Source organism: Shewanella sp. Shew256 (assembly GCF_002196695.1).
GTDB classification, from domain to species: Bacteria; Pseudomonadota; Gammaproteobacteria; order Enterobacterales; family Shewanellaceae; genus Shewanella; species Shewanella mangrovisoli.
Genome location: NZ_NAJR01000001.1, coordinates 208,488 through 224,180 on the forward strand (window position 1 = coordinate 208,488; position 15,693 = coordinate 224,180).

The window sequence follows — 15,693 nt, forward strand, 5'->3', positions numbered from 1 at the left end:
CTATGGCGCTCGCATCTCTTGCCGCATCCGCTCGATCTCAGTCGTCCCTATCTTCAGCTAAGCAAGAGGATCCCCGTATCTATGCCAGTTTGCAGCAACTGGTGCGATTGCAGGGGCAGACGACGCAAATCAAACTGCTTAGCCTGCGTTACTCTCGGGCGCACCTTTCTGGGCGTTATCAATCACATCAACGGGGACGCGGGCTGAACTTTGAGGAGCTGCGCCACTACCAACTGGGTGATGATATTCGCCAAATGGATTGGAAAGTCACCCTGCGCACGGGTAAGCCCCATGTGCGCAGTTACACCGAAGAGAAAGATCGCCAAGTGATCCTCTGTGTCGACCAACGTAGCTCCATGTATTTTGGCTCGGTGAGCCATATGAAATCCGTCGTGGCCGCCGAAATTGCGGCCTTAATGGGCTGGCTCGCGCTGGCCAATAACGACAGGGTTGGGCTGTTGATATCCGCAACTCAGCAGCTGCATTGGTGCTCGGCAAAGCGTGGTACGGCACATTTTTTATTGGGATTAGATAGACTTATCCAAGCCAATCATTCCCTGAGTGCGGCGAGCCGAGATAGCAAACGGGTAAGTTTCGCCCAGTGGATGCAAATTTTAAGTCAGCGCCGACTCAAGGCCGCAACGCTAGTGATTGTCAGCGACTTTGCCGATGCCGATAACCAATCCCTCAAACAGTTAAAGTACCTGCAGCAGCATAATGATGTGCTGTGTATTTTTATTTCTGATCCGATGGAAACCCATGTGCCCGAGGACAGTGTCAGCAGCACTTGGGTGGTGGGTGATGGCCAATATCAGTTGGCATTACAGAAGGGGCAACAAACGGCCGAGGTGAATAAGGCGCTGCAAAAACAATATCTTGAAAAACAAACCCAACTCAAAAATCTGATGGCGATGCAGCGTATGCCCTTTATTGAAATCGGCACCCAAGGCGATCATCTGCTGCAACTGGCTCGTACCCTGAGTGATATCCAATGATGGAAATCTTACTGCTTGGCGCAACTCAGTCTCCTCCCAGTAGCTACATGCTGAGGGAGTTAAAAGATGTGGCTCAGCCCGATCCTGTGAGCTGGTGGCCACAGACTCTGGGCTGGCAGATATTGCTGCTGGCATTGCTGCTGTATCTGGGTTATCGCCTGTATCTCAAGGGGATTTTCTGGTGGCGAAACCGTTACCGCCAGGAGGCGATTACGGCCTTGCTGAGTCTGTCGGCGGAGGACCCACATTGGCCGACGCAGATGATGAAGATTATTAAAATCGTGATGGTCTACTTGGAGCCGAAAAACGCCTCCCTCTACGGTGCTCCCTTGCTTGAGCAGATGGGGCGCTACCATACGAAGGCTAGTCTAGCGAGCGATGAATCGTTTCAGCAGTGGCTAAAATGCCTTGAAGATCCTCATGCCACTCGTCCCGAGTTTAGCGCTGTGCGCCAAGGGCTAAGCCAGTGGTTAAGTGGGCATCAAGTGCCGGAGGCTCGCCATGGATCAGCTTGAGTTTGCCTATCCTTGGGCGTTTATCCTGTTGCCGCTGCCCGTGCTGGTGTACTGGTTTGTGCCCGCATATCGTAGCCGCGAAGATGCGATCAAAGTGCCGTTCTTTACCGAAATCCTTCGGGCATTGAACGAGACTCCCAAAGTTGCCGCTGGCCTGCTCAGCCCGAAACATTGGCAGCGGGGCATGCTGATCCTCTCTTGGCTATTGATTGTCACCGCATTGGCTAAGCCCAGTATCCTAGGTGAAGTGCAAACCCGCGAAGCCTTCGGGCGGGACGTCCTGATGTTGGTCGACTTGTCTGGCTCCATGGATGAGGCGGATTTTACCACCGCCGATGGCAATACCTTAACCCGCTTAAATGCGGCGAAAAACGTCTTAAAAACATTTATCGCCAAACGCAGTGGCGACAGGTTTGGACTGATTTTATTTGGGGATGCCGCCTTTATCCAAACGCCATTTACCGCCGATCAGCAGGTGTGGTTAAGCTTGCTAGAGGAGGCGCAAACGGGGATGGCGGGGCAGAGTACCCATCTTGGCGATGCGATTGGTCTTGGCATTAAAGTGTTCGAGCAAAATCCGCAGCCATCGGAGCAGCAGGTGATGATAGTGCTGACCGATGGTAACGATACCGGCAGTTTTGTCGAACCCGTGGATGCCGCCAAGATTGCCGCCGCTAGAGGCATCAAGATTTACACCATCGCCATGGGCGATCCAACCCATGTGGGCGAACAGCCAATGGATATGGAGGTGGTCCAAAGGGTGTCGCAGCTCACTCAGGCGCGCGCCTTTATCGCCATCGACCAAGCGGAATTGGATAAGGCGTATCAGCTGATCGATAAGCTGGAGCCACAGCAATACAGCAGTGCCAGTTTCCGCCCGAAAATTACCCTGCATTACTACCTGATTGCCATCGTACTCGCCCTGCACTTGTTGATTTTCAGTTGGATGACGCTGCGGCAAATGTTTAGCAGCGCCGAGGTGGCCAATGAATGATTGGCATTTAGAACTGCAAATGTTGGCGCAGTTTCATTTTATTCGGCCACTTTGGTTATTAACCCTCATTCCACTCGCCATTGTGCTGATGCTGCGTTGGCGCCGGGATGATGTGCAGCAGCGGCTGGTGTTTTTTCCCAATCATTTACGCAGTGCGCTCACGCTGAATCAAGGCAGTTGGCGTAGTCAGTTACCTTTGAAAATCTTAATGTTATTGCTGTTATTGGCAGTGATTATCTGTGCGGGACCGACCTGGGAGCGCGAAGCGTCGCCCTTCGGCGAGGACGATGCCGCGCTGATGGTGTTACTCGACAGCAGTGAGAGTATGAAACAGCAGGACGTGGCGCCGGATAGACTCAGCCGCGCTAAACATAAGATCTTAGATTTAATCGCGGCGCGAAGCGGCGGTAAGACGGGGTTGATGGTGTTTGCGGGCAGCGCCCATGTGGCTATGCCAGTCACCAGCGACGCTAAGGTGTTGCAGCCTTACCTTGAGGCGATCAGCCCTGAGGTGATGCCGTTATCGGGCAAGGCGGCGCAAACAGCATTGAGTCAGCTCGCTGAGCAATTACCCGCGAATGCGGGCAACAGTGTCTTACTGCTCACCGATGGCGTTGACCAACTCACTATCGATGCGTTTGAGCGGTATTTTACCGAGCAGTTTGAACAGCCTCCCTATCAACTGTTGATCTTGGCGATCGGCGATCCCGATGTTCAATCGCAGGTGCCGGTGGATTTTGACTCCCTTGCCAACTTGGCCGATAGCACGGGCGGTAGTCTGTATCGCATGACAATAGATGATGCGGATATTCAGGCGCTTGAGCGCAAAATTGAGCGCTTTAGCATGCTCAATAATGACTCCAGCATGCCTTGGTTAGATGAAGGCTATTGGTTGCTTTGGCCCTTAGCCCTGCTCAGTTTGCTGTGGTTTCGCCGGGGCTGGTTAGTGAAGTGGAGCCTAGTGTTAGCGTTAACGCTACCAAGTATTGCGCCGCAACAGGTCTATGCCGAAATCACCGTTTCTAAGGCGGCCACCGAGACCCAAGTGACACAAGTCAGCTTTGCCGAGCGGAGTTGGCAATGGTGGTTGGATCTGTGGTTAACGCCGGATCAACAGGGCGCATTCTGGTTTAATCAGGGCGAATTTGCCAAGGCGGCAGCGGCTTACCATTCGGTGCTCAACAAGGGCATCGCCTACTACTATGGCGGCGAGTATAAGCTCGCCCACTCGGCCTTTATGCAGGTCCAAACCGATCTCGGCGCCTATTACGCCGCCAGCGCATTAGCGCGGCAGCGGGAATATATCGCGGCGCGTAAGCTCTTGAGGACGCTGGCGAAAAAGCAAGATATTGCTCCCGAGCTAAAAGCCGATATCGAGCATAATCTTAAGGTTATTGAGGGGCTTATCGATGAAATCAATCAAGCGAGTGCCTCCCAAGCCAACAGTATGGACGATCAGGAAACCTCCATCGAGTTGCCGGACGATCAGCCGCAGACCGCCGAAGGCGCCGATGAACAAACCTCACAGGATAAAATGCAGTCGCAAAACCTGACGGCGGAGCAGATGTTGGGCGATCCTAAATTGGCTGAAGTCTGGCTAAAGCGAGTCGAGGCTAATCCTGAACAATTTTTACGGGCGAAGTTTCAGCTGCAAAACCTGCAACCTAAGGGCGAGCAGAGCACCGATAACGCCAAGGGAGGGTTGCAGCCATGAGTCATGCAATCAGTGCACTGCGCTGCGACAAAACACTCTTTGGCGGCAGAGTGCGAGTGCCGATAAGGCCAGTCGTCAAAGGTGCGAGATTGATGGCCAGAAGAGTTATCGCTTCGATGTTCATCAGCTTAGTATTGAATGGTTTGCTGCTCGTAACCCATGCGCAGGCGGACGATGCCCTACCAACTGAGCCCGCCACCGCGGTCAAAGTGAAGGCGTGGTTGGGTGACAAACCGGATGCAAATCCCGATGGAACTGAAAAGCTATGGGCGCCGACGGAGCAGATACTGTTGCAGATTGAGGTGTCGACCAACCGCTGGTTTACCTCGGGCACTCAGATAAAGGGCATTGAAATCCCCAATGTGTTAGTGAAGCAACGCAATACCTTTGCCGTTAACTATACCGAGCAGGAAGACGGCCAGACTTGGTCGCGGCAGCGCTGGGAAATCGCCCTCTATCCACAAACCAGCGGTGACTTTAACGTGCCAGAAGCCACAGTCATTACTCAGGTTGCTGGCGTCAATGGCGACAAACAAGCTGTCACGCTTACAACCCCTGCGATGGGATTTCGGGTGGCTCTGCCCAGTGCCGAGCTTGCCAGCACAAAGGCTTGGTTTGCGGCATCGGACGTCAAAGTGCAGCAGGAGTGGAGCCCAAATGAGGCTGAGGTGCTCAAGGTGGGGGATAGCCTAGTGCGCACCATAGACATTGAGGCCAATGATTCACTATCTGTGCTGCTGCCCAATCTTATGCTGGCGCAAGCTTCTCCCGATTGGAAGCTGTATCCCAGTTCTCCCGAGCTTGCGGATAAACAAAGCCGTGAAGGTTATGTGTCGAGCCGAATCGATAGCCAAACCTATGTACTGCAACATGGCGGCGATGTGAGTTGGCCCGAGTATCGACTCTGGTGGTGGAACACCCAAAGTGGCCAGTTGGAGCAGATAGTGCTGGAAGGGAAGACGATTAAGGTCAAGCATACCCTGAGTTCTTGGTTGAAGTACCACGCATGGACATTGTTAACCCTGCTGTTAAGCGCGGCGATATTGGGGTTATTGATGCGCTGGGGGAAAGCGTATTACCAAACCCATCCCATTCCTGTGTGGTTAGTGTTTTACCGCGCTCTGCGCCGCGGTGAGTGGCAAACCTGTCGAGCACTCTTGTACCGACGCTTACGTCGGCGCAAACACTTACTGGCGATGACATCGGTATCGACAGAGCCAGATTGGCAAGCTGCGGCCCTGAGGCTACAAACCCATTCGACTCGTCGGGCGGATTTTATCTACCTCTGGAAGCGCATTAAGCGAGCCAGAATGGGGTTAGCCTTACCTAAGGCGCTCGTCGCATTAGAGAAACAACCCTTACTAACCGAAAAAGTACCAGCTGGAAAAGCGTTATCTGAACCCAAAGCCTCTGAGTCATAGAGGGATATTACAGATAGTAATAAGGAGATACCCTGTGAGAATCATACGACTATACCGTAATTGGATATTGTTACTCGTTAGTATGTTGCTGGTGGGGCAAGCTTACGCGGCCCAGAGTGACCCTTTGGCATCCTGGAACGATGGCAAGGCCAAGGCGGCCATTATGGAGTTTGTGCAGCAAGTGACGGATAAAAACTCTCCACATTTTGTGCCAGAAGCCGAGCGGATCGCGACCTTCGACAACGACGGCACCCTATGGTCAGAGCAACCTATGTATTTTCAGGTGTTGTTTGCCCTTGATCGCCTCAAAACGCTGGCCCCAAGCCATCCCGAATGGCAAACCGAGGAGCCTTACGCCAGCGTGCTTAAGGGCGATGTGAGTAAGCAGCATACCGAAGATCTGATTAAGATACTCTATGCGACTCATACGGGCATGACTACGGATGAGTTCGATGCCATTGTGAAGGACTGGATTGCGACGGCCAAGCACCCGACAACAGGGAAAAAGTACACCGAAATGGTGTTCCAACCTATGTTAGAACTGCTGGATTACCTGCGTGCTAACGGCTTTAAGACCTTTATTGTCTCCGGCGGCGGTACTGGTTTTATGCGGGCTTGGGTGGAAGGCGTTTACCATATTCCCCCAGAGCAAGTGGTGGGGAGCACCTTTGAGACCGAGTTCAGCTTGGTCGACGGTAAGCCGACATTAAAACGCATGCCAAATTTCTTGGTTAACGACGATAAAGAAATGAAAGTGCAGGAAATATATGAGCGTATAGGCCGCAGACCCATAGCCGCCTTTGGTAACTCGGATGGCGACCTAGCCATGTTGCAATGGACCGCCGCTGGTGACGGCTTACGCTTACCTATGTATATCCACCATACCGATGACAAGCGTGAGTGGAAATATGACCGTGACTCCCATATTGGTCAGTTAAACAAAGGCTTAGATGAGGCTGCGGCCAAAAGCTGGCCCATGGTCGATATGAAAGCCGATTGGAAGCGTATTTATCCCTAACGCCTCAGATTGGCAGATGGGTTCTTAAACTCATCGCTTGAAAAAGTTCGCATTGAATGGGTTCATCCTATCGGAATAAACCCATTGTTATTTTTGCGTCAGTGATTTCGAGCATCCACCTAAGGAGTATGGCGCGAGCGCGCTATCTTCCCTAGAGTAGGCTAGCTGAGATTGGATAACACAGGGATTGAATTGATGAACGATGAACAATACGAGAAAGGGTTAGAAGTGCGCCGCGCTGTGATGGGCGATAGCTTCGTCGATAAGGCCTTGAGCAGTGCCACGGATTTTACGCGTCCATTACAGGAGTTGGTGACGGCGAACTGTTGGGGCGAGGTTTGGGTGCGTGAGGGGCTTTCTCGGCAAACTCGCAGTCTAGTGACTATAGCGACCCTCGCCGCATTAAAAGCGTCGACCGAATTAAAAGGCCATGTGCGCGGCGCATTGCGTAACGGTTGCACTGTGGAGGAAATCCAAGAAGTGCTTTTACATTCAACCCTGTATTGCGGTATGCCATCGGGCATTGAGGCCTTTCGGGCGGCAAAAGAAGTGATTGAAGAGTGGCAGGCTGAGCAGGCCAAGGTGTCGGGTCAGTCTTAATGTGACCCGTTTGGCATGTATACTTTGAAGAGCCAGGCATGGATCCATCGCCTTATCTGTGCGTACTTAGGAGACCCTGCCTGAACGAGGGGATGCCATTTGTTCGATGTTAGATGTTCAATCAGTTTGGCCTGAGTTTTTGGGTGTCGATTGTGACTCAAACTCAGGCCAACGCTTGTTAGAGTCGTGGATCCGCCGATTGACTCTCCACTTGGCCGATAACTGTGATGTCACTCAAACTCGACAGTGTACCCCACTGCTGAATGGTCATCATGCCTGTGATTTCCTGCGCGGTGAAACTGAGGCGTAATCCGTCTTTGCGGTAGTCCTGCGGCAGATTTTTCGGCAAGATTTTCTGACCGTTGTCGGCGATGATGCCCCAGAATCCACCTTCTAAATTCATATATCTCACAGTGCCTTGCAGCATTACGCCTTCTCCTTGTGGTGAAATACTTGGCTTGATAAAACCTTTGTCGGCAGAACTATGAAGCTGCGGACTATCGCGCTTATCCACAGTGGCCGCCTTTTCTTCGGTGGTCACTTTTTGGGGCGTGTCAGTTTGAGCGGCACTTGTTTGTGCAGTGTCCGTTTTGGCAGAGCTTTGCGCGGCGGGTTCCACACTCGGCGGATTTTGCGCCTGAGTCTGCTCTTGGCAACCGAGCAACAATACGGGCAATAGTAGTGCTAATAGGGGAGTATGTGGGCGCATCTTGCTTCCTCGTTGTCACTTTTAGCCACTATGGCATGTCACAACACTCTAGCAAAGATTGTCCGCGAGGGACGATAAGGTTTTTATATCTTTATGTAACAGCGTGGGATAGGAGATAAAGGTAAAGCGAATGTCGCTTTACCTTTTTAAGCCATAGGCTGGAGCAGCATTATTTTTGTAGCTTCGCCTTGGCGGCTTCAACCTTAGCGAAATCGAGACCTAGCTCGAGTACGGCTTCTTTGATTAACGCAGGATTTTGCATTACCAACGCCATCAGTTGCTGCAGTTTTTCGGGCGGGATCCCAAGCTGACCAATAATGCCCATCGCCATGAGAGGATTATCGGTTAACGCTTGAAAAAGCTCGTTAATTTTTGCATCAGTGACATTGTGTTCTTTTAAGATGGCAATAATGGGATTCATTGCAATACCTTGTCGAAGTTAACAGAAAACGGCGGCCATTTTATCACAGTTACGCCTCAGTGGTGGTACGGCCGTAAAGTTACGGCTTAATTGCTGTTTACCCCGATACCGCATGGATTGCCCTAAACCGGTATTTTGATAATGCTTTCATAAATTAACAATCGTTAATCTATTTTGGCGATTCCAATCATCGATTTTAATTATTTCATATAGTTAGCGCGCATCACTACACTTTCTGACATCGATTGTGGTGACGGTTTCATGCATTACCCGAGATTTACACAACGAGACATGGGGTTGATGTTTGCCCTAATGCAGCAAACAAACGACACACATCTGTGCAGGCAGATATGTCCTTAACGAGAAGAAATAGGTAATTATCATGAAGAAAAGCACTATTCCAAGCTTGTCAGCGCTGACTTTGGCTATGTCGTTGGCATTTGGTGGCACCGCTATCGCACAAGAGCAAGTCACGGGTAATCAATTTTGGTGGCCTGAACAGCTAAATTTAAGCCCGCTACGTCAAAATGCAGTTGAATCAAATCCTTATGGTAGTGATTATCACTACGCCGAAGCCTTTAAATCCTTAGACCTCGACGCCGTTAAAAAAGACATCAAAGCCCTGATGACAGAATCTCAGGATTGGTGGCCATCAGACTATGGTCATTATGGTCCTTTCTTTATTCGTATGGCGTGGCACAGCGCGGGTGTTTATCGGATTTTTGATGGCCGCGGTGGTGCCGCAGGTGGTCAGCAACGTTTCGAGCCATTAAATAGCTGGCCAGATAACGTGAACTTAGATAAGGCGCGTCGCCTACTGTGGCCTATCAAACAAAAATACGGTAGCAAGATTTCGTGGGGCGACTTAATGGTGCTTACGGGTAACGTGGCGCTGGAGTCTATGGGCTTTAAAACCTTTGGTTTTGCCGGTGGTCGTGTCGACGACTGGGAAGCGGAACAGGTGAACTGGGGTTCAGAGAAAGCCTGGCTAGATAGCAAACGCCGCAATGAAAAGGGCGAACTGGCTAAGCCAATGGGCGCGACCCAAATGGGCTTAATTTATGTTAACCCTGAAGGCCCGAATGGTGTGCCAGATCCATTAGCCTCGGCGAAGGAAATTCGTGACACCTTTGGCCGTATGGCGATGAATGATGAGGAAACCGTGGCGCTGATCGCGGGTGGTCACACCTTTGGTAAGGCACACGGGGCGCATGATCCCTCTAAATGTGTCGGTGCCGATCCCGCCGCTTCCGGTGTTGAGGCACAAGGTTTAGGTTGGAAAAACAAGTGCGGTAAAGGTCACTCGGAAGATACAGTTACCAGCGGTTTAGAAGGCGCTTGGTCTGTTAATCCAACGGCGTGGACCATGCAGTATTTAGAAAACCTCTATGGTTTCGATTGGGTACAAACTAAGAGCCCAGCAGGCCATATTCAGTGGATCCCTAAAGATGGCAAAGGGGCTAACTTAGTACCGGATGCCCATGATAAATCCAAGCGCCATGCGCCAATTATGTTCACTAGCGATATCGCGCTGAAGGAAGATCCAAGCTATCGCGAAATCACCACTCGTTTCCTTAAAAATCCAAAAGAGTTTGAGCTGGCCTTCGCTAAGGCGTGGTTTAAGCTAACTCACCGCGATATGGGACCCAAGGCAAGATACTTAGGTGCCGATGTACCAGCGGAAATGTTGATTTGGCAGGATCCGATCCCAGCCCTTGATCACCCTGTAATCGATAACGCCGATATCAAAGCCTTAGGTAACAAAATCTTGGCTTCTGGCTTAACGGTCCCCGAATTGGTGAGAACCGCATGGGCGTCGGCCAGCAGCTTCCGCGGTACCGATATGCGTGGTGGTGCAAACGGCGCACGCATTCGTTTAGAGCCAATGATGAACTGGCAGGCGAACAATCCTAAAGAGTTAGCTAAGGTGCTGGCTAAATTGGAGAAAGTTCAAAAGGATTTCAACGGTTCACTGAAAGGTGGCAAGAAGGTTTCGCTGGCCGATGTGATTGTTCTCGGTGGTAGCGTGGCGGTCGAAAAGGCTGCGAAAGAGGCGGGTGTGACTGTTTCTGTGCCATTTACTCCAGGACGTATGGATGCGACTCAGGCGCAAACCGATGTGTCATCCTTCGCGGTACTTGAGCCAACGGCCGATGGTTTCCGTAACTATTATTCGAAGGACAGCAGCCATTCTCCCGCCGAGATGCTGATTGAACGTGCGAACATGCTTAATCTGACCGTGCCGGAAATGACAGTGCTGGTGGGTGGTCTGCGTGCCTTAGATGCCAATAGTGCAGGCGTGAAACACGGGGTGTTTACCGATAAACCTGGCACCTTAAGCAATGACTTCTTCGTTAACTTGCTCGATATGTCGACCAAGTGGAGCAAGTCAGAGAAGCAAGAAGGCATCTACGAAGGGCAAGATCGTAAGAGCGGTAAACTGAAATGGACCGCAACTCCCGTCGATTTAGTCTTTGGCTCGCACTCAGAGCTGCGCGCCGTGTCTGAAGTGTACGGCGCCCAAGATGGACAAGACAGATTCGTGCAAGACTTTATCAAAGCCTGGAATAAGGTGATGAACGCCGATCGCTTCGATATCTAAGCGGCATTACTCTGGGTTTTATCACCCGTGAGTTCAGCTCTCGTAAGTCCATCCGTGCCCTGTGCATGGGTGGACTTTTATCTTTCTATCCTCACTCAACTTGAAATGAGTTTTCGCTGAAGACCTCGCTTGTTGGCCTTAGGCGTTTCCTTATGCCGCTTAGCCAAGTAGTATCGGGGGAAATCTCTTTACAGCGAAACGAATATGCTCTCAACATCTCGCCCCCATTTGGCAAGGCCAGAGTACCGCTCACGTAAGCCCATTAGTTTGGGGCTGTGGCAACAGGGTTTTACCGGTGTTCAAGTCTTGTTGATGATACTGGTGACCATAGTACTCACCGTGGGGATTACCTTTTTTGTAGTTCGCAGTTATATCTTCCCTAAACCGTTGACGCCTGTGAGTTTATCAACCAAAGAAGAGGCCAAGCTTGAGGATAAACTGAGTCAGTTAGGTTGGCAGCCAGAGCGTAAGGCCTCGACTCAGGCAAAGGCTCCGACTAAGTCGTCCTCGAGTGACGATTTACAACCCGAACCCTACCACGAGCGCGCTGAAGATCGGCAAGTGAGTTTTAGCGAGCGTGAAGTCAATGCCATCATTGGCCGTAATCCCGACTTTGCCCAGCGTATTGCCATTGATTTTTCAGATAATTTAGCCAGTGCCAAAATCCTCGTGCCGATCCCAAGGGACTTTCCTGTGATGGCGGGGGAGATTTTACGGGTCAATGCTGGGCTCGATATCCATCTCGATGCCAATCGTCGTCCGAGTGTGTCTTTGGTGGGCGTAAGCTTGATGGGCGTACCTATTCCTAATGCTTGGTTAGGCAATATGAAGAATGTCAATCTTGTCAGTGAGTTTGGCGACAGAGGCTTTTGGAATGCCTTTGCCGACGGCGTCGAAGATATTCAAATTCGCGAGGGCGAGTTGTATATAAAATTACGCCCCTGATCCCTGTTTATATCTGTCCCTTTGCATAAAGTCGAAGGGACAAAAACGATAACAGCTTGTTAGACTTGGATAAAAATCATCCCAAAGGACGTATTCAATGCAGTATCACACCACAGACTCTCAGGCGATAGCCGTTAAGGGATTACGCTACGGCCGCGGCAATGAATTGTTAGTGGTTGAAGATTGGCAGTTAATGCCTGCGCAGCATTGGGCGATTTTTGCGACCGACAGCTATAGCGGCTCACTGCTTGGGCGAATATTGGCGGGGGATATTCAGCCCGATGCGGGACAAATTACCGGCTTGCCCGCGCGAATTGGCTGGGTGTCACTCGGTTTGCAACAGGCGCTGCTGGAGCGGGAATTAGAAAAGGATGAACTCGATTACGGTTCGACGGTCGAGTCACTGGTGCAGGAATGCTGCCTTCACGATGAACACTTGGCACTTATTTTACAGAAAGTCGAATTAACGCATTTAAAGCATCGCGGGTTTCGGCAGTTATCGACCGGTGAAACCCGGCGGGTGATGTTGGCGCGGGCGCTGGCAACTGAGCCCAACTTACTGATTTTAGATGACCCCTACGCAGGGCTTGATATAGAACATCAACTTAGCCTGTCGCAGCTGTTGGTGGAGGTTGCTAAACATACGCAGCTACTCATTATCACCTCACGCCAAGAAGAATTGCCGCCCTGTATTAGCCATGTGGCGCTGTTTAATAGCGATATGCTCAAATCGGGTCAGCATGTGCATCAACTGAGCGCGCCCATGTCGATTGAGCAGTGGCATACACATCCTGTAATGGCGCAACTTAATGCGCTTTCGGCCAGCCGCAGCGCCGAACTTTTGGCATTGATGGAGCGTCAACGCCACAATGCCGAGGCGTTTGATCCCATAGTCGACATTAAAAACGGCAAGGTTGAATATGTCAGCGGCTTGATTTTTAAAGGGGTGAATTGGCGGATTCGTGCGGGCCAGCATTGGCAAGTGCGAGGACCCAATGGCTGTGGCAAGAGCACTCTGCTCGGGCTGATTTTGGGTGACCACCCACAGTGCTACAGCAACGACATTACCCTCTTTGGCCGACCCCGAGGCAGCGGCGAGAGCATATGGCAGATTAAACAACGGATTGGCATAGTGTCGTCGGCATTACATTTACAGTATCGCGTCAGTTGCTCGGCGCTCGATGTCTTGTTGTCGGGCTTTTACGATTCCATCGGCCTGTATCACAAGCCCACTAAGCCCCAATTGGATCTGGCCAAGGAATGGTTGGCGATATTGCATATGAGTGAGTTTGCTAGCACCGGCTTTAAAAAACTGGATTACGGTCAACAGCGGCTATTGCTCATAGGCCGAGCCTTGATTAAACAGCCGTTATTATTGATTTTGGATGAGCCATATCAAGGGCTCGACTTTATCAATCGCACCTTAGTGATGCGGGCTTTGGATATGATTGCCGAGCACCATCTTAGCCAATTGCTCTATGTTTCCCACCATAGGGAAGATGCCTTGCCCGCCATCAAAAACTTTGTCGATTTTATCAAACAGGATGAAGGTTATTCGGTGGCGGTGAGTTATGGAGCTGATTCATAAGCGATTTCATCTTTCGAACTAAAACTTATCATTTCTATGAACAAAACTGTGATGACTCCCTCGGTATAGATGCCCTAAATGACAATAATAGTTTTTGGCGTACGCCAGAAACTATTCGAGGTGAACAGACTATTATTTTCTGTGCACCGACATTTGCCCCTGAGGTGCAATCACAGATGCCAAGACCCAAAAAGTGTCGCCAATTATCGAGTTGCGTGCCCTGTAGCTTATTTAAACCCAATGGCATACCGGCGGCTAATTTATCCCAAATCCTTTTAGCTGCCGATGAGTTCGAAGCTCTAGAACTTGGCGATGTTCAGCGTCTGAGTCAGCTTGAGGCCGCAGCGCAAATGGGGATCTCACGGCAAACCTTTGGTTATCTACTCGCTAGTGCCCGTAAAAAAGTGGCGACCGCTGTCACTCAAGGGCTGGTGCTGAAGTTACCTGTTTCAAACGATAAGGACCCAGTATGATTATCGCCCTTCCTATTAGTCGTGGACGGCTTGCCAGCCATTTTACTAAGGCGCAGCAAGTGAGCTTTTACGATGAAAATCATCAGCTTTTACTTTCTATCCCTAATCCCGCCCTTGGCGGCAATTGCCAAGATAAAAAAGCCTTGTTAGATGCCATTCGCGCCCAGAAAACCGATATTGTGGTGGTGCAACATATTGGCGAGCGGATGTTAGGTAAATTGCTTGATGCCGGGATCAGCGTTAGCCAAGGGGATAATCAACTCTCGATAGTGGCTCTGCTCGCCCAGAGTCGGGACGTGAACTTGCGTTTAACTGCGGCATCACAGGGGCGTGCATCCCTAAAACATCTAGCCAAGGGCGGATGCTGTGGTACTAAAGGGGGCTGTGGTTGCAGCGGTAAAACCACTAACGCTAAGTTAAGTCCGGCAACGATGGGATTATCTTGCTTGACGCCGACAATCTCTGGCTCGCCCATTCAGTACAGCGGCTTTAGACAGTTACAAAAATAGCGCTAACCTAAGGCTGGTTCTCATCGATTAATCCATAGGGGCGGGCAATCGCCCCTTTGAGCTCGCCGAGGGAAAACACCTTCGAAAAACGCCCAAAGCTTTTGCCGTAAAATACCGTTTCTACCACCGGCAAACTAAAGACATGGTAGCTGGCGGCAATCTCACCTTGGGCTTCACAATCGATATACGCTAGCACCATTTTGGGAAACTCCCTCGCCAACAAATCCGCAATCTGAGGCTTAAGGGCTTGACACACACCACAGCTTGGCGCCCCAAAGAGGAGTAAAACTGCTGCATGTTGCTTTAGTAGAGTGTTGAGTTGCTCGGACGTTTCAATGTTATGGATTTGGGCGTTAGGCATGGAGTGTCCTGTGGAATACCGCTTACAAACTGATGGGATAACCATTCCAAGGTTACTACACTACAACGGCTAAATATACTCAGAGCTGACAGGTGAAGCATAAGCCGTGCTGAGCTTTTCAACTCTGCGGATTAGTTTTTATTTGGTGTTGAGTCAGAGCCAGTACATCGCCTTCATGGATATTAAAACAAAGACTTACTACACCATTGGCGCTCGCAGGGGATCCCATCGCCATCACCGTCCATTTGGGTATTCGGACAGTTCTTGATGTAAAACGTGGCTTCGGCGCAGGAGCTCATATGGCTGCAATGGGTTTTACCTGCCTCGCAGCGAAACTGAGCCTGAGGTGCTGACTGAGGCTGAGTTTGAGGCTCATACAGGGGCGTTGTTTCTATCTCTGTGTTATTAGGTGCCTGAGCTATCTCAAATTCGGTATATTTTTTAAAACCAAATATCCCGATGCCAAAGATTAATAACAGTGGCAGCAGGGTATTTGATAGGGAGCGACTCGGGGGATTTGTATTGCGGCGTGGGCTTTTACTGGTGTTAGCTAAGACGGCGACCCCTTCGATAGAGGCCTTGATGGCTTTCACTTTGCCATCATTTTGTACTTCGGTGCGATACAGAATGCTATCGCCAACCTGAGGTTTTCTCGCCATGTGCTTAAGCACGGTAATATGGATAAAGACGTCTTTACCCTGTTGTTCCGGTTGAATAAACCCGAATCCTTTTTCATCGTTCCAACGAACTAAAATGCCTCTTTCCATGAGTTTGCTCTAAGTGCTTAATTTACGTTCTTTATATGTGGGATTGACCTTAAGGTCAATG

At 50.6% G+C, this 15,693-nt stretch carries 16 protein-coding genes; 12 read left to right on the forward strand and 4 right to left on the reverse strand.

Going from position 1 to position 15,693, the window contains the following annotated elements; translation table 11 throughout:
• Positions 1-2: 2 nt before the first annotated feature.
• The 7 genes from B5P39_RS00900 (at position 3) to B5P39_RS00930 (ending at position 7,257) form a co-directional block, all read left to right on the forward strand.
• Positions 3-995 (forward strand): DUF58 domain-containing protein, encoded by a 993-nt coding sequence (locus tag B5P39_RS00900; RefSeq protein ID WP_088210113.1) that lies wholly within the window; start codon positions 3-5, stop codon positions 993-995.
• On the forward strand, positions 992-1,510 hold the full coding sequence (locus B5P39_RS00905; RefSeq protein ID WP_088210114.1) for a DUF4381 domain-containing protein: 519 nt from the start codon (positions 992-994) through the stop codon (positions 1,508-1,510). The genes B5P39_RS00900 and B5P39_RS00905 overlap by 4 nt, the downstream gene beginning before the upstream one ends.
• Positions 1,497-2,504: a VWA domain-containing protein gene (locus tag B5P39_RS00910; RefSeq protein ID WP_088210115.1), complete on the forward strand. Its 1,008-nt coding sequence runs from the start codon at positions 1,497-1,499 to the stop codon at positions 2,502-2,504. Before B5P39_RS00905 ends, B5P39_RS00910 begins: the two co-directional genes overlap by 14 nt.
• A complete protein-coding gene (locus B5P39_RS00915) occupies positions 2,497-4,218 on the forward strand; it encodes a VWA domain-containing protein (protein WP_088210116.1) in 1,722 nt (573 codons plus the stop codon). Before B5P39_RS00910 ends, B5P39_RS00915 begins: the two co-directional genes overlap by 8 nt.
• The gene (locus tag B5P39_RS00920) at positions 4,215-5,639 is read left to right on the forward strand and encodes a BatD family protein (RefSeq protein WP_088210117.1); all 1,425 of its coding nucleotides are present in this window, start codon (positions 4,215-4,217) and stop codon (positions 5,637-5,639) included. The genes B5P39_RS00915 and B5P39_RS00920 overlap by 4 nt, the downstream gene beginning before the upstream one ends.
• Positions 5,640-5,673: 34 nt before the next feature.
• A complete protein-coding gene (locus B5P39_RS00925; protein WP_088210118.1) occupies positions 5,674-6,657 on the forward strand; it encodes an HAD family hydrolase in 984 nt (327 codons plus the stop codon).
• Positions 6,658-6,852: 195 nt separating this feature from the next.
• A complete protein-coding gene (locus B5P39_RS00930) occupies positions 6,853-7,257 on the forward strand; it encodes a carboxymuconolactone decarboxylase family protein (RefSeq protein WP_088210119.1) in 405 nt (134 codons plus the stop codon).
• A 178-nt stretch (positions 7,258-7,435) separates the two neighbouring features.
• Here the strand turns inward: B5P39_RS00930 and B5P39_RS00935 are convergent, their stop codons facing one another.
• Positions 7,436-7,966 carry a hypothetical protein gene (locus B5P39_RS00935; protein WP_088210120.1) on the reverse strand — a complete coding sequence of 177 codons (531 nt, stop codon included), beginning with the start codon at positions 7,964-7,966 and terminating at the stop codon, positions 7,436-7,438.
• Between the two features lie 169 nt (positions 7,967-8,135).
• Positions 8,136-8,387, reverse strand: coding sequence for a DUF2999 family protein (locus tag B5P39_RS00940; protein ID WP_088210121.1), 252 nt, complete (start codon positions 8,385-8,387; stop codon positions 8,136-8,138).
• Between the two features lie 382 nt (positions 8,388-8,769).
• Here B5P39_RS00940 and katG point away from each other — a divergent pair, with 382 nt between their 5' ends.
• From katG to B5P39_RS00965, 5 genes are all read left to right on the forward strand, one after another.
• On the forward strand, positions 8,770-10,989 hold the full coding sequence (gene katG / locus B5P39_RS00945; protein WP_088210122.1) for a catalase/peroxidase HPI: 2,220 nt from the start codon (positions 8,770-8,772) through the stop codon (positions 10,987-10,989).
• Positions 10,990-11,193: 204 nt separating this feature from the next.
• Positions 11,194-11,934 (forward strand): arginine N-succinyltransferase, encoded by a 741-nt coding sequence (locus B5P39_RS00950; protein ID WP_088210123.1) that lies wholly within the window; start codon positions 11,194-11,196, stop codon positions 11,932-11,934.
• Positions 11,935-12,031: 97 nt separating this feature from the next.
• The gene (locus B5P39_RS00955; RefSeq protein ID WP_088210124.1) at positions 12,032-13,522 is read left to right on the forward strand and encodes an ATP-binding cassette domain-containing protein; all 1,491 of its coding nucleotides are present in this window, start codon (positions 12,032-12,034) and stop codon (positions 13,520-13,522) included.
• 176 nt (positions 13,523-13,698) lie between these two features.
• Positions 13,699-13,995, forward strand: a complete 297-nt coding sequence (locus tag B5P39_RS00960) for a DUF134 domain-containing protein (RefSeq protein WP_088210125.1) — start codon at positions 13,699-13,701, stop codon at positions 13,993-13,995.
• On the forward strand, positions 13,992-14,504 hold the full coding sequence (locus tag B5P39_RS00965) for a NifB/NifX family molybdenum-iron cluster-binding protein (protein WP_088210126.1): 513 nt from the start codon (positions 13,992-13,994) through the stop codon (positions 14,502-14,504). The genes B5P39_RS00960 and B5P39_RS00965 overlap by 4 nt, the downstream gene beginning before the upstream one ends.
• A 7-nt stretch (positions 14,505-14,511) precedes the next feature.
• Here B5P39_RS00965 and B5P39_RS00970 read toward each other — a convergent pair whose 3' ends face one another.
• Positions 14,512-14,865 (reverse strand): thioredoxin family protein, encoded by a 354-nt coding sequence (locus B5P39_RS00970; protein WP_088210127.1) that lies wholly within the window; start codon positions 14,863-14,865, stop codon positions 14,512-14,514.
• Between the two features lie 182 nt (positions 14,866-15,047).
• Complete coding sequence (locus B5P39_RS00975) at positions 15,048-15,632, reverse strand: excalibur calcium-binding domain-containing protein (protein WP_088210128.1); 585 nt, start codon at positions 15,630-15,632, stop codon at positions 15,048-15,050.
• Positions 15,633-15,693 lie beyond the last annotated feature (61 nt).

Coding starts and splice junctions, on each gene's coding strand:
- B5P39_RS00900 (WP_088210113.1), top strand. CDS start 3: ATGGCGCTCGCATCTCTTGCCGCATCCGCTCGATCTCAGTCGTCCCTA.
- B5P39_RS00905 (WP_088210114.1), top strand. CDS start 992: ATGATGGAAATCTTACTGCTTGGCGCAACTCAGTCTCCTCCCAGTAGC.
- B5P39_RS00910 (WP_088210115.1), top strand. CDS start 1,497: ATGGATCAGCTTGAGTTTGCCTATCCTTGGGCGTTTATCCTGTTGCCG.
- B5P39_RS00915 (WP_088210116.1), top strand. CDS start 2,497: ATGAATGATTGGCATTTAGAACTGCAAATGTTGGCGCAGTTTCATTTT.
- B5P39_RS00920 (WP_088210117.1), top strand. CDS start 4,215: ATGAGTCATGCAATCAGTGCACTGCGCTGCGACAAAACACTCTTTGGC.
- B5P39_RS00930 (WP_088210119.1), top strand. CDS start 6,853: ATGAACGATGAACAATACGAGAAAGGGTTAGAAGTGCGCCGCGCTGTG.
- B5P39_RS00935 (WP_088210120.1), bottom strand. CDS start 7,966: ATGCGCCCACATACTCCCCTATTAGCACTACTATTGCCCGTATTGTTG.
- B5P39_RS00940 (WP_088210121.1), bottom strand. CDS start 8,387: ATGAATCCCATTATTGCCATCTTAAAAGAACACAATGTCACTGATGCA.
- katG (WP_088210122.1), top strand. CDS start 8,770: ATGAAGAAAAGCACTATTCCAAGCTTGTCAGCGCTGACTTTGGCTATG.
- B5P39_RS00950 (WP_088210123.1), top strand. CDS start 11,194: ATGCTCTCAACATCTCGCCCCCATTTGGCAAGGCCAGAGTACCGCTCA.
- B5P39_RS00955 (WP_088210124.1), top strand. CDS start 12,032: ATGCAGTATCACACCACAGACTCTCAGGCGATAGCCGTTAAGGGATTA.
- B5P39_RS00960 (WP_088210125.1), top strand. CDS start 13,699: ATGCCAAGACCCAAAAAGTGTCGCCAATTATCGAGTTGCGTGCCCTGT.
- B5P39_RS00965 (WP_088210126.1), top strand. CDS start 13,992: ATGATTATCGCCCTTCCTATTAGTCGTGGACGGCTTGCCAGCCATTTT.
- B5P39_RS00970 (WP_088210127.1), bottom strand. CDS start 14,865: ATGCCTAACGCCCAAATCCATAACATTGAAACGTCCGAGCAACTCAAC.
- B5P39_RS00975 (WP_088210128.1), bottom strand. CDS start 15,632: ATGGAAAGAGGCATTTTAGTTCGTTGGAACGATGAAAAAGGATTCGGG.